This is a genomic window from Mesorhizobium sp. IMUNJ 23033, assembly GCF_044778005.1.
Classification (GTDB): domain Bacteria; phylum Pseudomonadota; class Alphaproteobacteria; order Rhizobiales; family Rhizobiaceae; genus Mesorhizobium; species Mesorhizobium amorphae_A.
Genome location: NZ_JBJACT010000025.1, coordinates 105,620 through 119,637, shown reverse-complemented (window position 1 = coordinate 119,637; position 14,018 = coordinate 105,620). Strand labels below are relative to the sequence as shown.

Genomic DNA, 14,018 nt, shown 5'->3' with positions numbered 1-14,018 from the left:
TTGGACTTGCCACTCTCATTGTCGAAGGGCGCAAGACCGGCAAGGGCTGCGATCGACTTGGGTGAACGCTGACCGAGCTCGGGTAAGTGCGCCAGCAGAGAGAGGGCGGTGATCTTGGAGACACCGGGCACGGAGACCATCAGCGCGTGATCGCGGGCGGTGTCCTCGGTTTCGCGAATGGCTTTGGCGATGCGGCCTTCGAGCGCATCGATACGTGTGTTGAGATCAGCGATCAGCCCTTCGATGTCGGCGCTGACATCCTTGTCGAAGGCTTCGCCAAGATGCTTCTTCAACCCTGCCCGAATCTCGACCAGATGATCGCGGTGGCGGGCAAGCGATTGAAGACGCTCGCCTTTCTCGGAAGGTACCGGCTCGCAAGCAGGCTGATAGCGACGACCGTAGCCGCTCAACATCCTGGCGTCGAGACGATCGGTCTTGGCGCGCTGCGTCGCCGACTTCGCATAGTGGTGGGTGTGTGCTGGATTGTGCCGCGAGAACGCAACACCCGCCTTGGCCAGCGCATGGCGCAGCAACCGGTCATGGACGCCTGTCGCCTCCATGACGACAAAGTCACGGCCGGCGCGAAGGCCTGCCACATAGGCTGTTATCGCGTCGTCCTGGTTGTCGATGCGCTGGTAACGGCCACTTGCCTCATCAAAAAAATCGAGCCTCTGCTTGGAGATGTCGCAGCCGACATAGTTCTGCACTATCATGTCCATGCCTCTTCCTGTGGTGCGGGGTCTGCTGGTAACAGCCCCGTGCAACTGTTCAGGTTGATGGTTCATTGGTGGGAAGGGGCCGAGCCATGCCGCGGCCTGTCCCAACAGGGACGACCAGGATCCTCTCGGCCTCCTTCCCACCTCAAACATAGCACTGAACGAACACACAGGATCCTCTCCCGAGGATGACGAAGGCGAGAGGTGCTCCCTCGCCAGTCGCCTACGTATTCATCGAATCGAAGAAGTCGGCATTGGTCTTGGTCTGCTTGAGCTTGTCGATGAGGAATTCGATCGCGTCGGTGGTTCCCATCGGCGCCAGGATGCGGCGCAGCACGAAGATCTTCTGCAGGTCGGCGCGCGGGATCAGCAGGTCTTCCTTGCGGGTGCCGGACTTCAGGATGTCCATAGCCGGATAGATGCGCTTGTCGGCCACCTTCCGGTCGAGCTGGATTTCGCAGTTGCCGGTGCCCTTGAACTCTTCGAAGATGACCTCGTCCATGCGGCTGCCGGTATCGATCAGTGCTGTCGCGATGATGGTCAGCGAGCCGCCTTCCTCGATGTTGCGGGCCGCGCCAAAGAAGCGCTTCGGCCGCTGCAGCGCATTGGCGTCGACACCACCAGTCAGCACCTTGCCGGATGACGGCACCACGGTGTTATACGCGCGGCCGAGGCGGGTGATGGAATCGAGCAGGATGACCACGTCGCGGCCGTGCTCGACCAGCCGCTTGGCCTTCTCGATCACCATTTCGGCGACCTGAACATGGCGCACCGCCGGCTCATCGAAGGTCGAGGAGATTACCTCGCCCTTCACCGAGCGCTGCATGTCGGTCACTTCCTCCGGCCGCTCGTCGATCAGAAGCACGATCAAATAGCATTCCGGATGGTTGGCAGTGATCGAGTGGGCGATGTTCTGCATCAGAACCGTCTTGCCGGTACGCGGCTGCGCGTTGATCAACGCGCGCTGTCCCTTGCCGATCGGCGCCACCAGGTCGATCACGCGTGGCGAGATGTCCTTGCTGGTCGGATTGTCGATCTCCATCTTCAGCCGCTTGGTCGGATAGAGCGGCGTCAGATTGTCGAAGTGGATCTTGTGACGGATCTTTTCCGGATCGTCGAAATTAATGGTGTTGACCTTGAGCAGCGCGAAATAGCGCTCGCCTTCTTTCGGGCTGCGGATCGGCCCTTCGACCGTATCGCCGGTCTTCAGCGAAAAGCGCCGGATCTGCGACGGCGAAATATAGATGTCGTCGGGACCGGGCAAATAGTTGGCATTGGCCGAGCGCAGGAAGCCGAAACCGTCCTGCAGCACTTCGACCACGCCATCGCCGATGATCTCGATATCCTGGGCGGCCAGCTTCTTCAGGATCGCGAACATCAGCTCCTGCTTGCGCATGACGCTGGCGTTCTCGACCTCGAGCGATTCGGCATAAGCGATCAGCTCTGGCGGTTTTTTGTTCTTGAACTCAGTGAGTTTCATTTCTTGCATTAGATGGACTCTGGGTAGGCTTTGGGGAGAAAAAATCGGCGGGATGCGACAAATGCCGGGCGCGGCCGAAAGCGAAAATGGGGCGGCGCATGACGGGAAGGAAGACCCGTCTTGTATCGTCGGTCGGTTGAAAGAGCAAGCCGCCTTTTGCGGGTCGGCGTGATGTCAGAAAGGCTTCACTACGACCAGGACGACGATGACGATCATCAGCAATGTGGGGATCTCGTTGACGATCCGCCAGTGCCTCGCCGGTTTTTCGTTCTTGTCCTCCGCGAATTTGCGCACCGCGCCGGCGAGATAGCCGTGCAGGCCCGACAACAAAAGCACCGCGGCGATCTTGGCGTGCAGCCAGCCGCCCTGAAAACCAAACCCTTTCCAGGCGAGCCAGAGGCCGAACACCCAGGTGACGATCATTGCCGGATTGATGATCGCCCGCAGCAGCCGGCGCTCCATCACCTTGAAGGTCTCGGACTGGGCGGAACCCTTCTCGGCATCGACGTGATAGACGAAGAGGCGCGGCAGATAGAGCATTCCGGCCATCCAGGAGATGACGGCGATAACATGGATCGCCTTGGCCCAGGGATAGAAGCTATCGGGCGCCACGAAATAGAGCAGCGCGGTCAGCACCACCAGAGCAACAATGCCGATGGCCATGCGCTTCATCGCCTGGCCGGTGCTGTTGCTCGTGTCGGTCATCAGCGGGTCCTCACCAGTTTCACCATCGCCTCGACATGCGCCACCGGCGTCTCCGGCGTGATGCCATGGCCGAGATTGAAGATCAGCGGGCCATCGCCCAACGCCTTCAGGATAGAATCAACGCCGTCGGCCAGAGCCTTGCCGCCGGCCACCAGCCGCAACGGATCGAGATTGCCCTGCACGGCACCACCGGCTTGCAACTCCTTCGCCATCCCGAGCGGCACGGTCCAGTCGAGGCCGAGGCCGGTAATCCCGGTCTTCTGCCGATAATCGCGATAGCGCTCTCCCGCACCTTTGGGAAAACCGATGACCGGAACATCGGGATAGACCGCCTTCACCTGCCGAACGATCTGCGCAACCGGCTCGACGCAAAAGGCTTCGAAAGAAACATCATCGAGCACGCCGGACCACGAGTCGAATATCTGCACCACATCGGCGCCGGCCTCGATCTGGCGGATGAGATAGGCGGCCGAATGATCGGCCAGCACTTTCAACAGCCGGGCAAAGGCTTCCGGCTTGCGATAGGCAAACAGCCGCGCCGGCGCCTGGTCGGGCGTGCCATGGCCGGCGATCATGTAAGTCGCCACCGTCCACGGCGCGCCGCAGAAGCCGATCAGCGTCGTCTCACCGGGCAGTTTCGCCCGCAACCGGCGAACCGTCTCGTAGACCGGTTCGAGATTCACGTGAAACGTTTCGCTCTCCAAAGCCAAAATCTCCGCCGCCGTGATCGGCGTCAGCAAAGGCCCGCGGCCCTCTTCGAACCGCACGTCACGCCCGAGCGCATTGGGCACCACCAATATATCGGAGAACAGGATCGAAGCATCGAAGCCGAAGCGCTCGATCGGCTGCAGCGTCACTTCGACGGCGAGATCCGGATTGTAGCAAAGATCGAGGAACGATCCGGCCCGCTTTCTGGTCTCGCGATATTCCGGCAGATAGCGCCCGGCCTGACGCATCATCCAGAGCGGTGGCGGAGACACCGACTCGCCCTTCAATACGTCCAGCATGATCCGCTTGTGCCGCATGCAGCGTTCGCCTCTCTCGGGCCTCTTTCTAAATCAAATATCTTATTTCTAAGAATCTTCTGATTCTAAGAGTCTGTTGGTTGTGGTGGTTGGCACCTGTCCAGCCTGACCGCCAAAAAGGCCAGTCAGCATATTGTCGCGCGCTTCTCCCGCGGGGTTGCAGGACTTTGTGGAAGACCCGGAATCCACGACTGGAGTCAATGGCTTGACGCAAGCGCCAGGAAAATGGCTCTGTGGATGAAGGAAGGGTGAAAAAGCCAGTCCCCAGACTTGTCCCCAGCCGCCCGACGAAGCCTACAGCACATCGAATTGTGGACAAACTGCCATCTGATACAGTCCCTCTCCGCCGGCCGTTTTCTCGACCCCCGTTTATCCACATCCGCCCACAGCCTGGAACCAAACCCTGTGAACAAACCCCAGAGCTTCTTTCACCTTCACCTGATTTCGGATGCCACCGGCGAGACGCTGCTGGCCGCCGGGCGCGCGGCTTCCGCGCAATACAAGGATGCGCGCGCCATCGAGCACATATATCCGCTGATCCGCACCGAAAAGCAGGTGGCCAAGGTGTTCGAGGACATCGAGGAGGAGCCGGGCATCATCCTCTACACCGTCGTCGACCAGAAGCTGGCGCGCGGCATCGACGAACGCTGCGCGACCATGGGCCTGCCTTGCGTCTCGGTGCTGGAGCCGGTGCTCAGCGTCTTCCAATCCTATCTCGGCACGCCGGCCGGCCGCCGCGTCGGCGCGCAGCACGTGCTCGATGCCGAATATTTCCGCCGCATCGACGCGCTCAACTTCACCATGGAGCATGATGACGGCCAGCTGCCGGCCAACATGGACGACGCAGACATCGTGCTGATCGGCATCTCGCGCACCTCGAAGACGCCGACCAGCATCTATCTCGCCAATCGGGGCATCAAGACCGCCAACATCCCGATCGTGCTCGGCGTGCCGGTGCCGGAAAGCCTGGTCAACGCCAAGACGCCCTTGATCGTCGGCCTGATCGCCACCGCGGAGCGCATCTCGCATGTCCGCCAGAACCGCATCCTCGGCAACAGCAGTTCTTATGAGGCGACCGACTATGTCGACCGCGCCGCCATCACCGAGGAACTCGCCTATGCCCGCCAGATCTGCACCAGGCATGGCTGGCCGATGATCGACGTCAGCCGCCGCTCCATCGAGGAAACGGCCGCGGCCATCGTTGCCCTGCGGGGGAAGAACAGATAACCCATTGCCCCGTTAGACCGGGACGCGGGTGCGCGAAAATCATGGCCGAGAAAATCATCCTCGCTTCGGGCAGTCCGTACCGCAAGGCGATGCTCGTCAATGCCGGCCTCGATATCGAGGCGGTGCCGGCTCAAGTCGACGAGCGGGCGCTCGAGGCTCCGCTGAAAGGCGTCTCGCCGGAAGATGTCGCTTCGATCCTCGCCGAAGCCAAGGCGACCGAAGTCAGCGAACGCAAGCCCGGCGCGCTGGTGCTCGGCTGCGACCAGACGCTGTCGCTCGGCGACGAGGTCTTCCACAAGCCCGCCGGCATGGAAGGCGCGCGCCGCCATCTGCTGGCGCTGTCGGGCAAGACCCATCAACTCAACAGCGCCGCCGTGCTCTGCCGCGATGGCGAGGTTCTGTGGCGCCATGTCGGCGTCGCCAGCCTGACCATGCGCAAGCTCGATCCGGCCTTCATCGGCCGCCATCTGGCGCGCGTCGGCGCCAAGGCGCTCTCGAGCGTCGGCGCCTACCAGATCGAGGGCGAAGGCATTCAGCTGTTCGAGAAAATCGAGGGCGACTATTTTACCATTGTCGGCCTGCCGCTGCTGCCCGTTCTGGCGAAATTGCGCGAGCTTGGAGCCATCGATGGCTGAGACGTCGAAAAAAGCTTTCGTCACCGGACATCCGATCGCCCATTCGCGGTCGCCGAAGATCCATGGCCACTGGCTGGAAAAATACGGCATCGACGGCAGCTACCAGGCGATCGACGTCGAACCGGAGGATTTCGCCGACTTTCTGAGCACGCTGCGCGACAACGGCTACAGCGGCGGCAACGTCACCATTCCGCACAAAGAGGCGGCCTTCGCGCTGGTCGACCGACGTGACGAGGCGGCCGAAGCGATCGGTGCCGTCAACACGCTGTGGTTCGAGGATGGCGCCTTGTGGGGCGGCAATACCGACGCTCATGGCTTCGCCGCCAATCTCGATGAACACGCACCGGGTTGGGCAAGAAATGGTCCGGCCGTGGTGCTCGGCGCCGGCGGCGCTTCCCGCGCGGTCATCCGCGCGCTGGTCGAGCGCGGCGTGAGCGACATCCGCATCGTCAACCGAACGCTTTCGAGAGCGCAGGAGTTGGCTCGCCGCTTCGGCGCCGGCGTCTCCGCCTACGGCGTGGAAGCGACCCGCGAATTGCTCATGGATGCCGGCCTGCTTATCAACACCACGGCACTCGGCATGCATGGCAACGAGGCCCTCGCCGCCGACCCGGTCGAGTTGCCGGACCACGCCATCGTCACCGACATTGTTTACGTGCCGCTGGAGACGCCGCTGCTTGCCGCGGCGCGCGCGAGAAGTCTCAGGACGGTCGACGGGCTGGGCATGCTCTTGCATCAGGCTGTGCCCGGTTTCGAGCGCTGGTTCGGCATCAGGCCGGAGGTAACGGCAGAACTCCGGCAAATGATCGTCACTGACATTGGCGCCAAACAATGATCGTGCTCGGCCTCACCGGATCGATCGGCATGGGCAAGTCGACGACCGCAAAAATGTTCGCCGACGCCGGCGTGCCGGTGCATGATTCCGACGAGACGGTGCATCGTCTCTATGCCGGCAAGGCCGCCCCGCTGGTCGAGGCGGCCTTTCCCGGGGCCACCGTGTCCGGGGTGGTCGACCGTACCAAGCTCGCCGGACGCGTGCTTGGCGACGCCGCCGCGCTGAAGACGCTGGAAGCGATCGTCCATCCGCTCGTTCGCGCCGACGCCGACGCCTTTCTGGCCAGGCACCGCGCCGGCCGCGCGCCGATTGCGGTTCTCGACATTCCGCTCTTGTTCGAAACCGGCGGGCGAAACCGCGTCGACAAGGTCGTGGTCGTCACCGCGCCGCCAGAAATCCAGCGCGCCCGCGTGCTGGCGCGGCCCGGCATGAGTGAAGAAAAGCTGGCGGCGATCCTGGCCAAGCAGGTTCCGGATGCCGAAAAACGCCGGCAGGCCGACTTCGTCATCGACACCGATGAGGGTTTCGACGCCGCGCGCGCCGCGGTCGGGGCCATCATCGCCGAACTGACGGGGCATAAGTCCGGCACGGCCGGCTCCTGACACTACAGCGCCGCGCGTCCATTCGGACGCGCAAAGGACGCTGTAGCACTTTGATTTTGCGCATGATCCTTTCCGAAAATCGGTTCCGATTTTCGGGGATCATGCGTAGGCCGTCAGCATTGCCCATTGCCATTTTGTTCTGGTGTAGGATTCTGCTCCTTTAGAGCGGACTGATTCGATGCGCGAGATCATCTTCGATACGGAAACCACCGGCCTCGACTCGCGCGAGGACCGCGTCATCGAGCTTGGCGGCGTCGAGCTGGTCAACCGCTTTCCGACCGGCCGCACCTTCCACAAATTCATCAACCCGCAAGGCAGGGCGATCCATCACGAAGCGCAGGCCGTTCACGGCATCAGCGCCGCCGACCTGGTCGGCAAGCCGACTTTTTCCGAAATCGTCGACGAGTGGCTGGCCTTCACCGACGGCGCCAAGCTCGTCGCCCACAACGCCAATTTCGATATCGGTTTCCTCAATCTCGAATTCGGCCGGCTCGACCATCCCGTTATCGATCCCGGCCGTGTCGTCGACACGCTGGCACTGGCGCGCCGCAAGCATCCGATGGGGCCCAATTCGCTTGATGCGCTGTGCCGGCGTTACGGCATCGACAACGGCCACCGCACCAAGCACGGCGCGCTGCTCGATTCGGAACTGCTGGCCGAAGTCTATATCGAGCTCATCGGCGGCAAGCAGGCGGCGCTTATTCTTGACGCGGTGGCGGTGCAGGTGAACGGCTCGGGCGATGTAGCCGACATCGACATCACCATCGCCGCGCGACCAATCGCCCTGCCGCCGCGCCTGACCGAGGCTGATCGGACGGCCCATGCCGGCCTGGTCGCGACGCTCGGCGAAAAGGCGTTGTGGTTGCGAGTGGCGGCGGGGTGAACGGACTGCGTAGGTAGCGTTCCGTCACACCCCCCTCTGGCCTGCCGGCCATCTCCCCCTCAAGGGGGGAGATTAGCAGCTTCGTCGCTCCAGCCATTCCTGCAACGTCGAAGATTGGCGAAGGCTTCGGTGACGTCCAATCTCCCCCCTTGAGGGGGAGATGCCTGGCAAGGCAGAGGGGGGTGCTGTCCCGCCATCCTCTCCAACAAAAAAACCCGGCACGAGGCCGGGTCTTCATAAATCGCAGAGCAGATTAGCTCAGCTAGCCTTCACCTTGGACGCCGCCTGGTCCTCGGCCAGCTTCTGCTGGAACATCTGCGCGAAGTCGATCGGGTCGAGCATCAGCGGCGGGAAGCCGCCATTGCGGGTCGCTTCGGCGATGATCTGCCGGGCGAACGGGAACAGCAGCCGCGGGCACTCGATGAACAGGATCGGCAGCATATGCTCCTGCGGGAAGCCGCTGATGGCGAACACGCCGCCATAGACCAGCTCGACGTTGAACAGCACTTCCTGGTCGAAGGACGCCTTGGCGTTCAATGTCAGGTTGACATCGAACTGCTTGTCCGAGAGCGGATTGGCGTTGACGTTGACATTGATGGCGATGCCGGGCGCCTTGTCGCGGCCGCGCAGCGAATTCGGCGCGCCGGGGCTTTCGAAGGACAGGTCCTTCACATATTGGGCGAGCACGTTGAGTGCCGGCTGCGCTGCATTGCTGTTGCCGTTGGCGGCGCCGACCGGCGCGTCTTCATTGCTGGCCATGAGCCTTGTCCTTTTGCCTGGGCAGCAGTGCTACCGGATTGAAACCGGGGGTTCGCTACCATGGTCGGCATGACAAGACAAGGTTTGCCGCCTTCGGCTCGTCCCCGGATCTGGATCGTGCCAGCTCTAATCGTCCTTGAGGCGGCGCCAGGGCGAATTGTGGTCCGGGCCGCGGCTGTAATCGTCGGCGCGCGAATAATCGCCGTCGTCGAGATCGATGACCTTGTCGCGTGGCTTCGTCCGGAAACCGCTGCTGCCGAAGCTGGTCGCCAGCACGATCCGGCCTTTCAGCATCCGCCAGGCCAGGTCGCGCACCGGCGGCAGCAGCAACAGGACAGCGAAGATGTCGGTGATGAACCCGGGAATGATCAGAAGGATCGCCGCCAGCACGATCATGGCGCCATGCGCCAGCTGGCGGCTCGGATCGCGCCCGGCATCCATTTCAGCGCGCACGCGTCTCATGACGCCGAAACCCTGGTGGCGTAGCAGCAGGCTGCCGGCAATGGTCGAGGCCAGCACCAGGCCGACCGTCGCCAGCGCGCCGATCTGGCTGCCGACAATGACGAAACCGGCGATTTCCAGCAGGGGAAGCGCGAGCAGGAACGGGGGAAGCAACGAAATACGCAAATCTTGGCCGATCATGTCGATGTTTTGCCGGCCAGCACGCAATCGCCGCTGGCACCGGAGCTGTTAGATAGGTATGCCTGCCTTTAATTTGAATGATTGCGCCTTGCGTTCTATATGCTTTGAATGTTGAACGCTATGCGACTGTGGCCTTCTGTTGGCCGGCGGTCCGGCCTGGACAGGGATCGAATTGGCGGAAGATATGGGATTCTTCGACTTCGGCACGATTTTCTTTCTGATTGCGGCGGTTGTGATCTTTTTCCAGCTGCGCAACGTGCTCGGCCGCCGCACGGGTAGCGAACGCCCGCCCTTCGACCCCTATTCCGCAAGCCGCACCCGCGACGACGCGGCGCAGAAATCCGAAAACGTGGTTTCGCTGCCGCGCAAGCGCATGCCCGGAGAACCGGCCGCCGACACTTATGTGGCGATCGACGCCTTCGCCAAGCCCGACAGCGATCTCAACAAGGGCCTGCGGACGATCAAGGATAACGATCCGTCCTTCGATCCGAAGACCTTCGTCGACGGCGCCAAGATGGCCTATGAGATGATCGTCATGGCCTATGCCGACGGCGACCGCAAAACGCTGAAGAACCTGTTGTCGCGCGAGGTCTATGACGGCTTCGTCGCCGCGATCGGCGACCGCGAGGCGAAATCGGAAAAGATCCAGTCCTCGTTCGTCGGCATCGACAAGGCCGATATCGTCGCCGCCGAGATGAAGGGCGGCGAGGCGCACATCACGCTGCGCATCGTCAGCGAGCTGATCTCGGCAACGCGCGACAAGGCCGGCACCGTCATCGACGGCGATCCCGAAACCGTCGCCGAGGTCAAGGACGTCTGGACCTTTGCCCGCGACACGCGCTCGCGCGATCCGAACTGGAAGCTCGTCGCCACCGAAGAAGAAGACTGAACCGGATGCAAGTCGCCCAAAAGTGCGAAGCGGTTTTGGGACAACGACATGCATGAAAACAAAGACTGGAAGCGCGTCGCATGACTCTCTTCAAACGCGACGCGCTTTAACCAGCGGCGGGCCTTGTCGTGTCGCTATCTCCGGCCTTCGACGAAACATCCTTTGACCGGCTGCCCGGCTGGGCCGATGACGATCATCCGGCTGCCTTTGCCGCCTTTCGCCGTTCGGCCTTCCATGTGCTGACAAAGCCCTATCGCACCGGCGCGCTCGGTGTCGATTTCACCGCCTTCGCCGCGGCCTATGAGGAAGCGCGCGCTGTTTCGCAGCCGAATCGATCCGAATCCCGAAGCTTCTTCGAACGTCACTTCGTCCCGGCGCGCATCGGCGCTGAAAATGGCGGAGCCGGCCTCGTCACCGGTTTCTACGAGCCGGAGGTCGAGGCCTCGCCGGTATGGACCGAGCGGTTTTCGGTGCCGCTTCTGTCGCGCCCCGCCGATCTCGTCGATATCGATGACGCCAACCGGCCGGCGGGCATGGACCCCTATCTCGCTTTCGCCCGCGATACGCCGAACGGGCCGGTCGAGTATTTCGATCGCGGCGCGATCGAGCGCGGCGCGCTTGATGGCAAGGGCCTGGAGATCGCGTGGGTCGCCGACAAGGTCGACGCCTTCTTCGTCCACGTCCAGGGCGCGGCGCGGCTGAAGATGACCGGCGGAAGGCTCTGCCGCGTCACCTATGCCGCCAAATCCGGCCAGCGCTTCACCGGGCCCGGCAAGGTGCTGAGCGAAAACGGCGAAATCCCGCTGGAAAAAGTGACCATGCAGTCGATCCGCGCCTGGTTCAAGGCGCATCCGGATCGCGTCGACGAGATCCTCTGGCAGAACCGCTCCTACATTTTCTTCCGCGAGGCGGCGGTCGACGATGCCGGGCTCGGCCCGATCGCCGCCGCCAAGGTGCCGCTGACGGCGGGCCGCTCGATCGCCGTCGACCGGCTGCTCCACACATTCGGCACGCCCTTCTATATCGACGCGCCGTCGCTGACCGCCTTCGACGCAAAACCGTTCCGGCGGCTGATGATCGCGCAGGACACCGGCTCGGCCATCACCGGTCCGGCCCGCGGCGACCTGTTCGCCGGCTCGGGTGACGCCGCCGGCGAGATCGCCGGCGTCGTGCGCAATGCCGCCGAGTTTTATGCGCTGCTCCCGAGAGCGCTCGTTTCGGGTGCGGTGCCATGACCCGCCGCATCGACAGGCTGAGCGAGGACGATCGCGTCCTGTGGAACCTGGTGGCGCGCACGGCCAAGCCGCTGAAGGGTAAGGCCGCCATTGTCATTCCGGACATCGTTGTCGACCCAAAGCCAACGCCCGTACCTGCTGTCGGCAGTCCGGTCGTCGCCGCGAAACCGAAGACGCAGCATGTTTCGCATGCGCTCGACGAACCGACGCTGGACAAGCTGAAGAAGGGCCGGCTGCCGATCGAAGGCCGCGTCGATTTGCACGGCATGACCCAGGACGAGGCCTATTCGCTGTTGTTTGCGTTCCTGCACCGGGCGCATGCCGGCGGCATCCGCTATGTGCTGGTCATCACCGGCAAGGGCTCCTCGTCGGGCGGCGACGGCGTGCTGCGACGCTCCGTGCCCGCCTGGCTGTCGACGCCCGCCTTCCGGCCGCTGGTTTCCAGCCACGATCACGCCGCCCGCAACCATGGCGGTTCGGGCGCGCTCTATGTGCGCTTGCGGCGGGTGCGCGCGTGAGGGCGCGGCCATGAAGATGGTGCCATGACGCCGTTTGGCGAAAAGCTGCGCGCACTGCGCAACGAGCGCGGCCTCAGCCAGAAGGCGATGGCCGAGGCCATCGGCGTCAGCGCCGCCTATCTGTCGGCCCTGGAGCATGGCCGCCGCGGCGCGCCGACCTGGACGCTGATCCAGAAGATCATCGGTTATTTCAACGTCATCTGGGACGATGCCGAGGAGCTTGCCCGCCTTGCCGAGGCCTCGCATCCGCGCGTCAGGATCGACACGTCGGGTCTTTCGCCAGCCGCCACCGAGCTGGCCAATCTTCTGGCCGAAAACATCGAGAAGCTGGACGAAGCCGAGCTTCGCCGCATCACCGCATCGATCCGCGCAGCACTTGGTCGGCGGGTGTAGTACGCAATTTACGCCAAGGGGACGCGCGTTCACCCGCGCTGGCGCCGACGTTCGCTTCACCTGAACAGATGCCCGCCGGCGGACAGCCAGCGGGCAGCTGTGGTGAGATCATTTCTTGCCGGCCTGGCCGCCATTGTCTCCACGGCCATTATCGCCACGGTCATGGTCGTGGCCATTGTTTCCGCCGCCCAGGCAGTTCGAGTCGCCGGCACCGCAACAGCGGCCGCTCCACAGATCGTTGGTCGACGTACTGGCGCAGCTGGTGACGGTCTGATCGGCCAGAGCAGGCCCGGCCAGCGCCGACATCGCGACGGCGGCGAGAAAGGTCGTACGCAGAAAGGCAGTCATTTGAAATCTCCACGGTTGGTTTACGGCCGTGTGTCGCCGGCCGGGAGGAAATGGTTCACGGAGACTGCGGAATATGTCGGAGGCGGTGCGTGGCCAGCCGTAGTCACATTGAGGGGCGGCGCTGCCCCTCATCCGCCTGCCGGCACCTTCTCCCCGTATAGTGACGGGGAGAAGAGAGATGGCCGCCGCGTTAGCGCCCATTCTGCAGCGTCGATGATTGGCGAAAATATCGATGACGGCGTCTTTCTCCCCGTTACTATACGGGAGAAATGCCCGGCAGGGCAATGAGGGGCGGCGCCGACCTACGATAGCTGTGAGGCGCTTGACGCGGCGTGCTTCGAACGCGTCCCGCCTGCCTTTACTGGACCGCGCCGACCAAAACCTGCTGGCCATCGCGGATCGAGACCCAGCGGCCGGTGTTGTCGATCGCCTGGCGCTTGAGGAAGCGGTAGCCGGTCTCATCCCACGAGCGGACCTTGTCGGTGAGATTGTCGAGGACGTAATCGCCCTTGTCGGTGCGCACCGTCAGCACCGCATGGCCCTCGCCGTCCGGCTTGCGCACGACGGTCATCAGGAGATCGGCGAGCGATATACCCATGCGATAGAGGTCGCGGCGCTTCTCCAGGACATAATCCTCGCAGTCGCCGAGGCCGTTATCCGGATAGGCCCAGACTTCATCCTTGCCGTAGATGTCGTAGTCGCTCAGAGGCTTGACGGCGGCATTCACCTTGGCGGTGACGCTGGTCAGCTTGCGCCAGAGCGCATCGGTCATCCTGGCTGGCGCGAGGCTGCGCGGCCGGATCGAGCATTCGCCGGGATTGGACTTGCAGAAATCGTAATGTCCGATCGGTTGAGACGTCATCCCGCCGGTCGCCATCGCCCCCGCAGCCGACGCCGGTCCCGCCCAGCATCCCGAAATCGCCAGCCCTGCGACTGCGCACAAGCGCAGCGTCCGTGCCATCGGTGAGGAAATCATTGTCCCCGTTCGCCCCTTGTTGTTAACGAAACGTTAAGAGCGATTTACAGTCCGTGTCAATTATGACTGTGGTCCGATTGATGGCATGGTTACTTTCACCATCCTGACAGCGGCCATTGTGCAACAGGACCATCCGGGCACGCCGGACGG

17 protein-coding genes are annotated in these 14,018 nt (G+C 63.0%); 9 read left to right on the top strand and 8 right to left on the bottom strand.

Annotated features, from left to right (window positions below; translation table 11 throughout):
- The 4 genes from ACFX5Q_RS24565 to hemE form a co-directional block, all read right to left on the bottom strand.
- Window positions 1-719 (bottom strand): transposase (locus ACFX5Q_RS24565; RefSeq protein ID WP_404282198.1); only part of this gene is annotated, 719 nt, incomplete at its 3' end.
- Between the two features lie 220 nt (window positions 720-939).
- A complete protein-coding gene (gene rho, locus ACFX5Q_RS24560; protein WP_081482260.1) occupies window positions 940-2,205 on the bottom strand; it encodes a transcription termination factor Rho in 1,266 nt (421 codons plus the stop codon).
- Between the two features lie 165 nt (window positions 2,206-2,370).
- Complete coding sequence (hemJ, locus tag ACFX5Q_RS24555) at window positions 2,371-2,901, bottom strand: protoporphyrinogen oxidase HemJ (RefSeq protein WP_404282196.1); 531 nt, start codon at window positions 2,899-2,901, stop codon at window positions 2,371-2,373.
- The gene (gene hemE, locus ACFX5Q_RS24550) at window positions 2,901-3,926 is read right to left on the bottom strand and encodes a uroporphyrinogen decarboxylase (RefSeq protein WP_404282194.1); all 1,026 of its coding nucleotides are present in this window, start codon (window positions 3,924-3,926) and stop codon (window positions 2,901-2,903) included. The genes hemJ and hemE overlap by 1 nt, the downstream gene beginning before the upstream one ends.
- Before the next feature lie 405 nt (window positions 3,927-4,331).
- Here hemE and ACFX5Q_RS24545 point away from each other — a divergent pair, with 405 nt between their 5' ends.
- From ACFX5Q_RS24545 to dnaQ, 5 genes are all read left to right on the top strand, one after another.
- On the top strand, window positions 4,332-5,153 hold the full coding sequence (locus ACFX5Q_RS24545; RefSeq protein ID WP_404282192.1) for a pyruvate, water dikinase regulatory protein: 822 nt from the start codon (window positions 4,332-4,334) through the stop codon (window positions 5,151-5,153).
- Window positions 5,154-5,194: 41 nt separating this feature from the next.
- Window positions 5,195-5,788, top strand: coding sequence for a Maf-like protein (locus tag ACFX5Q_RS24540; protein WP_404282190.1), 594 nt, complete (start codon window positions 5,195-5,197; stop codon window positions 5,786-5,788).
- Window positions 5,781-6,623 (top strand): shikimate dehydrogenase, encoded by an 843-nt coding sequence (locus ACFX5Q_RS24535; RefSeq protein ID WP_404282188.1) that lies wholly within the window; start codon window positions 5,781-5,783, stop codon window positions 6,621-6,623. Before ACFX5Q_RS24540 ends, ACFX5Q_RS24535 begins: the two co-directional genes overlap by 8 nt.
- Complete coding sequence (gene coaE / locus ACFX5Q_RS24530; RefSeq protein WP_404282186.1) at window positions 6,620-7,225, top strand: dephospho-CoA kinase; 606 nt, start codon at window positions 6,620-6,622, stop codon at window positions 7,223-7,225. The genes ACFX5Q_RS24535 and coaE overlap by 4 nt, the downstream gene beginning before the upstream one ends.
- A 178-nt stretch (window positions 7,226-7,403) precedes the next feature.
- Window positions 7,404-8,108 (top strand): DNA polymerase III subunit epsilon, encoded by a 705-nt coding sequence (gene dnaQ / locus ACFX5Q_RS24525; RefSeq protein ID WP_404282185.1) that lies wholly within the window; start codon window positions 7,404-7,406, stop codon window positions 8,106-8,108.
- A 258-nt stretch (window positions 8,109-8,366) separates the two neighbouring features.
- Here dnaQ and secB read toward each other — a convergent pair whose 3' ends face one another.
- Both secB and ACFX5Q_RS24515 read right to left on the bottom strand, forming a co-directional pair.
- Window positions 8,367-8,867: a protein-export chaperone SecB gene (gene secB, locus ACFX5Q_RS24520; RefSeq protein ID WP_192179478.1), complete on the bottom strand. Its 501-nt coding sequence runs from the start codon at window positions 8,865-8,867 to the stop codon at window positions 8,367-8,369.
- Window positions 8,868-8,993: 126 nt separating this feature from the next.
- Window positions 8,994-9,494 (bottom strand): FxsA family protein, encoded by a 501-nt coding sequence (locus tag ACFX5Q_RS24515; RefSeq protein WP_404282205.1) that lies wholly within the window; start codon window positions 9,492-9,494, stop codon window positions 8,994-8,996.
- A gap of 199 nt (window positions 9,495-9,693) precedes the next feature.
- On the opposite strand from ACFX5Q_RS24515, the gene ACFX5Q_RS24510 reads away from it, so the two are divergent.
- The 4 genes from ACFX5Q_RS24510 to ACFX5Q_RS24495 all read left to right on the top strand — a co-directional run bounded on the left by ACFX5Q_RS24510 (window position 9,694) and on the right by ACFX5Q_RS24495 (window position 12,544).
- Window positions 9,694-10,398: a Tim44/TimA family putative adaptor protein gene (locus ACFX5Q_RS24510; protein ID WP_192179476.1), complete on the top strand. Its 705-nt coding sequence runs from the start codon at window positions 9,694-9,696 to the stop codon at window positions 10,396-10,398.
- A gap of 128 nt (window positions 10,399-10,526) precedes the next feature.
- Complete coding sequence (locus ACFX5Q_RS24505) at window positions 10,527-11,633, top strand: murein transglycosylase A (protein ID WP_404282183.1); 1,107 nt, start codon at window positions 10,527-10,529, stop codon at window positions 11,631-11,633.
- Entirely contained in the window at window positions 11,630-12,151 is a 522-nt protein-coding gene (locus tag ACFX5Q_RS24500) for a Smr/MutS family protein (protein ID WP_006205326.1), read from the top strand. The genes ACFX5Q_RS24505 and ACFX5Q_RS24500 overlap by 4 nt, the downstream gene beginning before the upstream one ends.
- A 24-nt stretch (window positions 12,152-12,175) precedes the next feature.
- Window positions 12,176-12,544 (top strand): helix-turn-helix domain-containing protein, encoded by a 369-nt coding sequence (locus ACFX5Q_RS24495; protein WP_006205327.1) that lies wholly within the window; start codon window positions 12,176-12,178, stop codon window positions 12,542-12,544.
- Window positions 12,545-12,652: 108 nt separating this feature from the next.
- Here the strand turns inward: ACFX5Q_RS24495 and ACFX5Q_RS24490 are convergent, their stop codons facing one another.
- Both ACFX5Q_RS24490 and ACFX5Q_RS24485 read right to left on the bottom strand, forming a co-directional pair.
- On the bottom strand, window positions 12,653-12,892 hold the full coding sequence (locus ACFX5Q_RS24490; RefSeq protein WP_404282180.1) for a hypothetical protein: 240 nt from the start codon (window positions 12,890-12,892) through the stop codon (window positions 12,653-12,655).
- A 358-nt stretch (window positions 12,893-13,250) separates the two neighbouring features.
- Window positions 13,251-13,868 carry a transglutaminase-like cysteine peptidase gene (locus ACFX5Q_RS24485; RefSeq protein ID WP_192179472.1) on the bottom strand — a complete coding sequence of 206 codons (618 nt, stop codon included), beginning with the start codon at window positions 13,866-13,868 and terminating at the stop codon, window positions 13,251-13,253.
- Between the last annotated feature and the right edge of the window lie 150 nt (window positions 13,869-14,018).